Source organism: Nocardiopsis sp. NPDC055824, assembly GCF_053616335.1.
In genome coordinates, this window is the sequence record NZ_JBSHDN010000259.1 from 1 (window position 1) to 7,801 (window position 7,801).

At 74.7% G+C, this 7,801-nt stretch carries 9 protein-coding genes; 4 read left to right on the top strand and 5 right to left on the bottom strand.

All coding sequences use genetic code 11. The features are described from left to right. Positions 1-124: 124 nt before the first annotated feature. The gene (locus ACWGL3_RS29415) at positions 125-670 is read right to left on the bottom strand and encodes a type 1 glutamine amidotransferase domain-containing protein (protein WP_452462037.1); all 546 of its coding nucleotides are present in this window, start codon (positions 668-670) and stop codon (positions 125-127) included. A 45-nt stretch (positions 671-715) separates the two neighbouring features. On the opposite strand from ACWGL3_RS29415, the gene ACWGL3_RS29420 reads away from it, so the two are divergent. After that, positions 716-1,045, top strand: a complete 330-nt coding sequence (locus ACWGL3_RS29420) for a histidine phosphatase family protein (RefSeq protein WP_267950152.1) — start codon at positions 716-718, stop codon at positions 1,043-1,045. A 10-nt stretch (positions 1,046-1,055) separates the two neighbouring features. Here ACWGL3_RS29420 and ACWGL3_RS29425 read toward each other — a convergent pair whose 3' ends face one another. The 3 genes from ACWGL3_RS29425 to ACWGL3_RS29435 form a co-directional block, all read right to left on the bottom strand. Further along, positions 1,056-1,766: a hypothetical protein gene (locus ACWGL3_RS29425; protein WP_452462038.1), complete on the bottom strand. Its 711-nt coding sequence runs from the start codon at positions 1,764-1,766 to the stop codon at positions 1,056-1,058. Between the two features lie 75 nt (positions 1,767-1,841). Then, the gene (locus tag ACWGL3_RS29430; RefSeq protein ID WP_452462039.1) at positions 1,842-2,444 is read right to left on the bottom strand and encodes a helix-turn-helix domain-containing protein; all 603 of its coding nucleotides are present in this window, start codon (positions 2,442-2,444) and stop codon (positions 1,842-1,844) included. A gap of 58 nt (positions 2,445-2,502) precedes the next feature. Beyond that, the gene (locus ACWGL3_RS29435) at positions 2,503-3,879 is read right to left on the bottom strand and encodes an FAD-binding oxidoreductase (RefSeq protein WP_267950155.1); all 1,377 of its coding nucleotides are present in this window, start codon (positions 3,877-3,879) and stop codon (positions 2,503-2,505) included. 227 nt (positions 3,880-4,106) lie between these two features. Here ACWGL3_RS29435 and ACWGL3_RS29440 point away from each other — a divergent pair, with 227 nt between their 5' ends. Both ACWGL3_RS29440 and ACWGL3_RS29445 read left to right on the top strand, forming a co-directional pair. Continuing rightward, a complete protein-coding gene (locus tag ACWGL3_RS29440; RefSeq protein WP_267950156.1) occupies positions 4,107-4,847 on the top strand; it encodes an SDR family oxidoreductase in 741 nt (246 codons plus the stop codon). A gap of 147 nt (positions 4,848-4,994) precedes the next feature. Further along, positions 4,995-5,420: a DNA-binding protein gene (locus tag ACWGL3_RS29445; RefSeq protein WP_267950157.1), complete on the top strand. Its 426-nt coding sequence runs from the start codon at positions 4,995-4,997 to the stop codon at positions 5,418-5,420. A gap of 42 nt (positions 5,421-5,462) precedes the next feature. Here the strand turns inward: ACWGL3_RS29445 and ACWGL3_RS29450 are convergent, their stop codons facing one another. Beyond that, positions 5,463-6,773: an FAD-binding oxidoreductase gene (locus tag ACWGL3_RS29450; protein WP_344175375.1), complete on the bottom strand. Its 1,311-nt coding sequence runs from the start codon at positions 6,771-6,773 to the stop codon at positions 5,463-5,465. 100 nt (positions 6,774-6,873) lie between these two features. Here ACWGL3_RS29450 and ACWGL3_RS29455 point away from each other — a divergent pair, with 100 nt between their 5' ends. Further along, the gene (locus tag ACWGL3_RS29455; protein ID WP_452462040.1) at positions 6,874-7,746 is read left to right on the top strand and encodes a sigma-70 family RNA polymerase sigma factor; all 873 of its coding nucleotides are present in this window, start codon (positions 6,874-6,876) and stop codon (positions 7,744-7,746) included. Positions 7,747-7,801 lie beyond the last annotated feature (55 nt).

Sequence of the window (7,801 nt, forward strand, 5' to 3'; positions counted from 1 at the left end):
CCACCTGCGGCGCCACCCCGAGGTGTCGGGGCCGGTTTTGGCGCGGGGCTGCCGAGGGGGGGGGCGGTGGTTGCGGGTCGAATCCACCGCCCCGCCCGTCGTTCGCACCGCGCCGGCGCACGCCTCACCCCTGGGCGAACTCCCGCACGATGCGCTCGCAGAACGCGGGCAGGTCGTCGGGGTTGCGGCTGGTGGTGACCCCGTGGTCGGTGACCACCTCCTTGTCCACCACGACCCCGCCGGCGTTGCGGATGTCGGTGCGGATGCTGGGGTAGGAGGTCACCGTGCGCCCCCGCACCACGTCGGCCTCCACCAGGATCCAGGGCCCGTGGCAGATCGCCGCCACCGGCTTGCCCGCCGCGACGAAGTCGCGCACGAACCCCACGGCGTCCGCGTCCAGGCGCAGGTTGTCCGGGTTGACGGTCCCTCCCGGGACCACCAGGGCGTCGTAGTCCTCCACCTTGGCCTCGGAGACCACACGGTCCACCGCGAACCGCTCGGAGGGCTCGATGTCGCCGTTCATCGACTGGATCTCCCCCTCGCTCAGCGAGACCAGGTCGGTGCTCGCGCCCTCCTCCCGCAGCGCCTCGCGCGGGCGGACGAGTTCGACCCGTTCGACCCCGTCCGCGGCCAGAATCGCGATCCTGCGTCCGTTGAGCCTGTCGGCCATGGCTGCCCCCTCGGGTCGCGTCCTCGGCACCGCTCCGGTGCCGCGTTGGCCGCCCTACCCGCTCAGGGGGGACGTCTCACCTTCCGCCCGCGCGCCGAACCGCGCACCGCTCCGCGGGATCCGACCGGTACGGCCCCGGGCGAACGGGAGGTCCGGGAGGCGGTCATCACCCACGCCTACCCGGTGGGCTGGCTGACGGTGGCCGCACTCGGGGCGCCCGCCTGGCGGTGGGCGACCCTGGCCCCGGCCAACGCCGCCCTGACCGTCATCCGCCACACGCCCGGGCGGGCGGCCGAGGTCCTGGCCTTCAACGACGTCTCGCACCTGGAACCGGACCTGCGGTGGAGCGGATGCGCGCCCGCGCGGCGCCCCTGAGACAGCCGCCTCAGGGACGGACCTCCGGGGCCTTCGGGGCGCCTTCCCAGGCCGAGGCGGGGATCCGCTCCAGCAGTCCGACCATGGTCCGGGCCGAGGCACGGACCCGTTCGGCGTCCAGTGCCCGGTGGTCCCAGCACAGCAGACGGTCGCCGTGGATGCGGAAGGGCACGGCCGCCGCGCCGGCGCCGGCCAGCCACGACCGCACGTCCTCGTCCAGGACGGCGCGGGCGAAGCCGTCGTCGGAGGTGGCGACGTAGAAGAGGGAGTCGAACGCCGTCTCGCCCAGCCTCAGGTCGTGGACCCCCAGCGGGCCCAGCACCGCATGCCCCAGGGCCTCCTCCCGCAGCTCCAGCACGGGGGCGCCGGACGGGACCGGGAGCACGACGACGGTGTGCGTGTGGGTGGCGGTCCTGGTCTGGCGCCCGTCGTGGTGCGAGGAGGAGTAGCGGTACTCGAAGGCCAGGACGCGGTGGCCGCGCAGCTCCGTGCACAGCACGTGCGTGGCCCTGGCGTCGGAACGGCCCTCCACGAACGGATCCCCCGAGAAGCGGTCCACCAGCTCCGGGCGCTCCCGGTCGTAGCGCCACCCCTCGCGTTCGGCCCAGGCGGCCAGGGCTTTCGCACGCCGGCGCTCGGCGGCCGAGCCCGCGAACACCAGGGCGCCGACCGCGGCGACCACAGCGACCGTGACGGCCAGGACCAGTAGGGCGACGTCCAAGGGGAACTCCTCATCCGGGTGCGGCTCTCCCACGGTGAGACGCCGCCCACCACCGGACCGGTTCCCCTTTCCCGCTCACTCCTTGTCGGCGGATCCCCTGGTGCGCGGGCGCACCCGCACGTGGGCGCGCTCCCCCTGGGGGCCGAACAGGCCCAGGTACTCCACCGGCTCGGGGCCGGGGTTGGCGAAGGCGTGCGGCAGGCGCGTGTCGAACTCGGCGACCTCCCCGGCCGAGAGCACCATGTCGTGGTCGCCCAGGACCAGGCGCAGGCGCCCGCTCAGGACGTACAGCCACTCGTAGCCCTCGTGGGTGCGCTGCTCGATCTCGGTGTGGCCCCGGGGCGGCGGATAGGTGACCTTGAAGGCCTGCAGCCCCCCGGGCTTGCGGGTCAGCGGCACGAACGTGATCCCGTTGCGGACGAAGGAGCTGCGCCGCACGCGCGGATCGGAGGCGGGGTCCTCCCCCACGAGTTCGTCCAGGGGCACGCCGTGCGCGCGGGCCAGCGCGAGCAGGAGTTCCAGGGTGGGGTGCCGGCGTCCGGCCTCCAGGCGCGACAGGGTGCTCACCGAGATGCCGGTGGCCTCCGACAGCTGGGAGAGGGTCGCCCCGCGTTCTCGGCGCAGGGCGCGAAGGCGGGGCCCGACCGCGGCCAGGGTCGGCGCGAGTTCGTCGTCCATGACCACAATCTGCCATAGCGCTGCCCCCGGGCAGGCCCCGGCCCGCCCGGCCCGCGGGTCAGGCGAACACCTTGCCCGGGTTGAAGATGCCCCGGGGGTCGAGGGCGTTCTTGACCGCGTGGTGCATCCGCACCACGTCCGGCCCCATCTCCCGTGCCGCGCCGCGCATCTTCAACAACCCCACACCGTGCTCACCCGTGACCGTCCCTCCCAGGGCCAGGGCCTCGTCCACGATCACCTCGAAGGCCTCCTGCGCGCGCTTCTTGGCCGCCTCGTCGCCGGCGGGGACGATGAACAGCGGGTGCAGGTTGCCGTCGCCCGCGTGGGCGATGTTGCCGATCCGCGTGTCGAACCGCTCGGCGGCGGCCTCGATCCTCTCCAGCATCTCCGGCAGCTTCGCCTTGGGCACGCACATGTCCTCGGTCAGCAGCGGCCCGAGCCGCTCCAGGGCCGGGTAGGCCAGGCGGCGGGCCTCGAACAGCGCCTCGGCCTCCTCCTGGTCGGTGGAGCGCACCGCGTACACCGCGCCCTCCTCCCGGAAGCAGGACAGGATGCGCTCGGCCTCCTCCTCCCCGGCCGCGCCCGGCTGGTCGCTGCGCGCCAGCAGGAGCACCTCGCCCTCGGCGGACAGCCCCATGTTCTTCCAGGCGTCGACCGCCTGGAGGCAGAACCGGTCGATGAGCTCCATCGCCGAGGGGACCACCCCCGCCGCCGAGACGGCGGCCACGGCGCGCCCGGCGTCGGTGAGGGAGTCGAAGTAGCCGACCACCGTGTGCTCGGCGCCGGTGCGCAGGGGCCGCATCCGCAGCGTCACCTCGGTGACCATGCCCAGGGTGCCCTCCGACCCGACCATCAGCCCGCACAGGTCGTAGCCGGTCACGCCCTTGGCGGTGACGCGGCCCAGCCGCACCACCTCCCCGGACCCCATGACCGCCTCCATGCCCAGCACGTAGTCGCGGGTGACCCCGTACTTGACGCAGCACAGCCCGCCCGCGTTGGTCGCCACGTTCCCGCCGATGGTGGACCAGGGTGCGGAGGCGGGGTCGGGCGGGTACCACAGGCCGTCCCGGGCCACCCGCTCGCGCAGGTCGTCGTTGACGACGCCGGGCTGCACCGTCGCGGTCTGCTGGACCGGGTCCACCTCCAGCACGCGGTTCATGCGCTCGAAGGAGACCACCACCCAGCCGTCCACGGCGTTGGCCGCTCCGGAGAGCCCGGTGCCCGCGCCGCGCGCGACCACCGGGACCCCCAGTTCGGCGCACAGGGCGACCGTGGCCGACACGTCGGCGGTGTCGCGGGGGCGCACCACGGCCGCGGGGCGCCCGTAGGGGGCCCATTCGGCCTCGTCGTGGGAGTAGCCCTCCATGACCTGGGGGTCGGTGACGACCTGCTCCTCCCCGATCGCTGCCGTCAGCCTCTCGGCGATCCCGGACATGGGCACACTCCTCACCGCTTCGCGCCGCCGCCCGCTGCGCCGACGCTGCCAGCACCCTAGCGCCGCGCCTTCCCCCGCAGGTCACCCGTCCCCCGGGCAACCGGCCGAACGATCCGGCTGGGCCCTTCGGCGGCCGGAACACACACCGCGACGAACCACCGCGAAAGCACACGTACGACCCTGCTCCGGTGTTAGCGTCGTCCCCACCGGCCACAGAGGGAGCCATCATGAAGACAGTGCTGGTCACAGGCGGTACCGGAACCCTCGGCCGTGCCGTCGTGGAGCACCTGCGCCGGGCGGGGCACGGCGTGCGCCCCCTGAGCCGCCACCCCGACCCCGGGGACCCCGACGCCGTCGGCGTCGACCTGCGCACCGGCGCCGGCCTGGGCCGGGCACTGGAGGGGGTCGACACGGTGGTCCACTGCGCCTCCAGTCCCGCCGGCGGCGACATCGAGTCCGCCACCCACCTCGTCCGCGAGGTGCGCGCGGCGGGCACGGCGCACGTGGTCCACGTCTCGATCGTCGGCGTGGACCGCGTACCCCTGGGCTACTACAAGGACAAGCTGCTGGTCGAGCGGGCCCTGGAGGCCTCCGGTCTGGGCTGGACGGTGCTGCGCGCCACCCAGTTCCACGCCCTGGTCCGGCGGATCTGCGCGGGCGCGGCCCGCTCACCGCTCATGCCGTTCCCGGACGTGGACGTGCAGCCGGTCGACAGCGCCGAGGTCGCCTCCCGCCTGGCACGCCTGGCGGAGGGGGCCCCGGCGGGCCGCGCCCCCGACATGGGCGGACCGCGCGTGGAGTCCTTCCGCGACCTGGCCCGCGCCTACCTGGAGGCGGAGGGGCTGCGTCGGCGGCTCCTGCCGTTGCGCCTGCCCGGCAGGACCTTCGCCGCCTACCGGGCGGGCGGCCACCTGGCCCCGGACAGGGCGGTCGGAAGGACCACCTTCGCGGAGTACCTGGCCCGCTGAGGACCAGGGCGCTCCCGGGCCGGGACCGTGCGGCGGGCGCGCCGACCGGTCGCCGGGGAACGGCCTCGGGACCCGCCGCCCCGGCCGTGAACACTTGGTTGAAAAAAATTAGTTGACAACAACTTGTTCAAGTCCCATGCTGGGTGCATGACCGAGCAAGAACGCGACGACGCCTTCACCCGGCCCGACGCCCGCAACGCCCAACGCCTGCGCACCCACCAGGCGCTCCTGCACATCACCGAACGCCACGCCGCCGGCGAGCACCGCACGCGCTGGGACGAGCAGCGCATGCCCATGCAGCCCTTCGACGCCCTGCGCCGCGTCGCCGACCTCGCCGCCGGCAGCGCCCTGCTCCAGGACGGCGAACCCCCCGTCGACCAGGACGACCTCACCGCCGCACTCACCCTGGTGCCCTGGGCCCGCGCGGAGTTCGACCAGCTGGAGGCCGGCCTGCTCCAGATGTCCAAAGGCCGCGGCATGACCTGGCAGGAGATCGCCTTCGGACTGGGCCTCGGCTCGGCCCAGGCCGCCCGACAGCGCCACGAACGGCTCTCCCGGCGCACCGACTCCTGACCGCGCTGCGGGGGCCGACCGCGCGGCCGGCCCCCGCAGCCCTCAGCCGCCCACCGGATAGTTGGACCGCACCACCCCGTGCGGGTCGCGCTCGCGCTTGATCCGCCGCAGCCGCGCCAACGCCTCCGGCCCGAACACGTCGGCCACCGACTCCCCCGGGGCCAGCGCCGTCAGCGGCTTGCGTCCGCTCACGAGCGGCCCCAGGTCCGCCACCAGCCGCCCCAGGCGCTCCCGGATCCCCTGCGCCGCCTGCGCGGAGACGGGAACCCCCAGCGCGTACACGTAGTACGGCTCCTCCACCGCACCGAACGGGGTGGCCGACTCCCGCGCCAGGGCGCCGCCCAGGTGCCGCACCTGCACCCCCAGCAGGGGCGCCGGCGGCTCCTCCACCAGAGCCCGCACCGCACCCCCGTCCAACCCCCTCAGCAGCTCCGCACGCGCCATCCCCGGCGAGGGGGCGGTGGGCTCGGCGGTGATCGACCCCAGCGCCGCCGACGACATCGTCCCGCGCCCGTCCCGCAGCGGCGCGCCCACCGCCTCCAGCGGCCGCAGCAGCTTGCGCGCCCGCTCCTCCCCGCCCAGGAAGGTGACGTCCACCGACACCGTCGGATCCAGCCCCGGGATCTGCTGGAGGTTCGCCCACACCGTCAACTCCTCCGGCGCCCCGGACACGACCTCGGCGAAAGCCGCCATCACCCGCGCCGCCGCCGAGACCGGCCACACCACCCGGCCCCCGTACAGCTCCGGCGCCGGGTACAGGTCGAACTCCACGGAGGTGACCACGGCGAAGTCCCCTCCGCCCCCGCGCAGCGCCCAGAACAGGTCCGGGTCCGAAGCCGCGTCCACCCGGGCCCGCCCGCCTTCGGCGTCCACCACCTCGAACGCCCTCACACTGTCGGCAGCCCACCCGTGGCGTCGGGCGAACCAGCTCAGACCGCCGCCCAGCGTGTACCCCACCACCCCCACCACCGTGGAACTTCCCGGCAGCCCGGTCAGACCGTACGCGGCGGCGGCCTCCTGCACCCGCCCCCAGGCCACCCCCGCCCCCACACGGGCGGTGCGCCGGACCGGGTCCACCTCCACCCCGTCCAGGGCCCCGGTGCGCAGCAGCACCACACCCTCCACCGCCCCCGAGGCGCCGTGCCCGGTGGGCTGCACCGCCACCGTCAGCCCGCACCGGCGGGCGTGGCGGACCAGCGCGGACACGTCGTCCGCACCGGCGGCCTCCACCACCGCCGCCACCGGCTGCTCGACCGCCAGGTTCCAGGGCCGGGCGGCGGCGTCGAAACCCTCCTCGCCCGCCACCAGCACCCGGCCCCGCAGCATTCCGCGCAGATCGCCCAGGTCACTCATGCGTCATCCTCCGTCGACATCGGTCACACCGGCTGACCCGAAAACGTCAGCATCAACAAGCGTCGGAACCACGACGAACCTGCACGGAAGAATGTGACCGGTGAACACCGCAGAATCCCTCGCCGCCCGTTTCCACGAACACCGCGGGCTGCTGCACTCCATCGCCCACCGCATGCTCGGCTCCCGCGCCGAGGCCGAGGACGCCGTCCAGGAGACCTGGCTGAAGCTGAGCCGCACGGACGCCTCGCAGATCGACAACCTCGCGGCCTGGCTGACCACGGTCACCGGCCGGGTGTGCCTGGACCTGCTCAGATCCCGTTCGGCGCGCCGCGAGGACCCCGCCGGCGAGGACCTGCCCGAACCCGCACCCGCCGCCGCACCCACCCCGGACACCGACCCCGAGCACCAGGCGGTCCTCTCCGACACCGTCGGCACGGCGCTCATGGTGGTCCTGGACACCCTCTCTCCCGCCGAACGGCTGGCGTTCGTGCTGCACGACATGTTTGCCCTGCCCTTCGAGGAGATCGCCCCCGTCGTCGAGCGCAGCCCCGCCGCCACCCGGCAGCTGGCCAGCCGGGCCCGGCGCAGGGTCCGCGGGGGCGGCGCCGACGGCCGCACCGACCTGGCACGACGCCGGGAGGTGGTGGACGCCTTCCTCGCCGCGGCCCGCGGGGGCGACTTCGAGGCGCTCCTGCGGGTATTGGCCCCCGACGTGGTCGTCCGCCCCGACACCGCCGCCAGACTCGCCGGCGTCCCCGCCGAGACCCGGGGCGCGCGGGCCGTGGCCTCCCAGGCCATCACCTTCGCGCGGCTGGCGGAGCAGGCGCGCCCGGCACTGGTCCGCGGCCTGCCCGGGTTCGTCTCCCTCAAGGACGGGCGGCCCTACGCCGCACTGGCGTTCACGGTGCACGGGGACCGCATCACCGGGTTCGACGTCCTCTACGAACCCGAACTCCTGGCCGGGCTGGCCTGACCCCGCGGGCCCCGACGGCGGGCCCGCCCCCGCCCCCGGTCACGGGGGCGGGGAC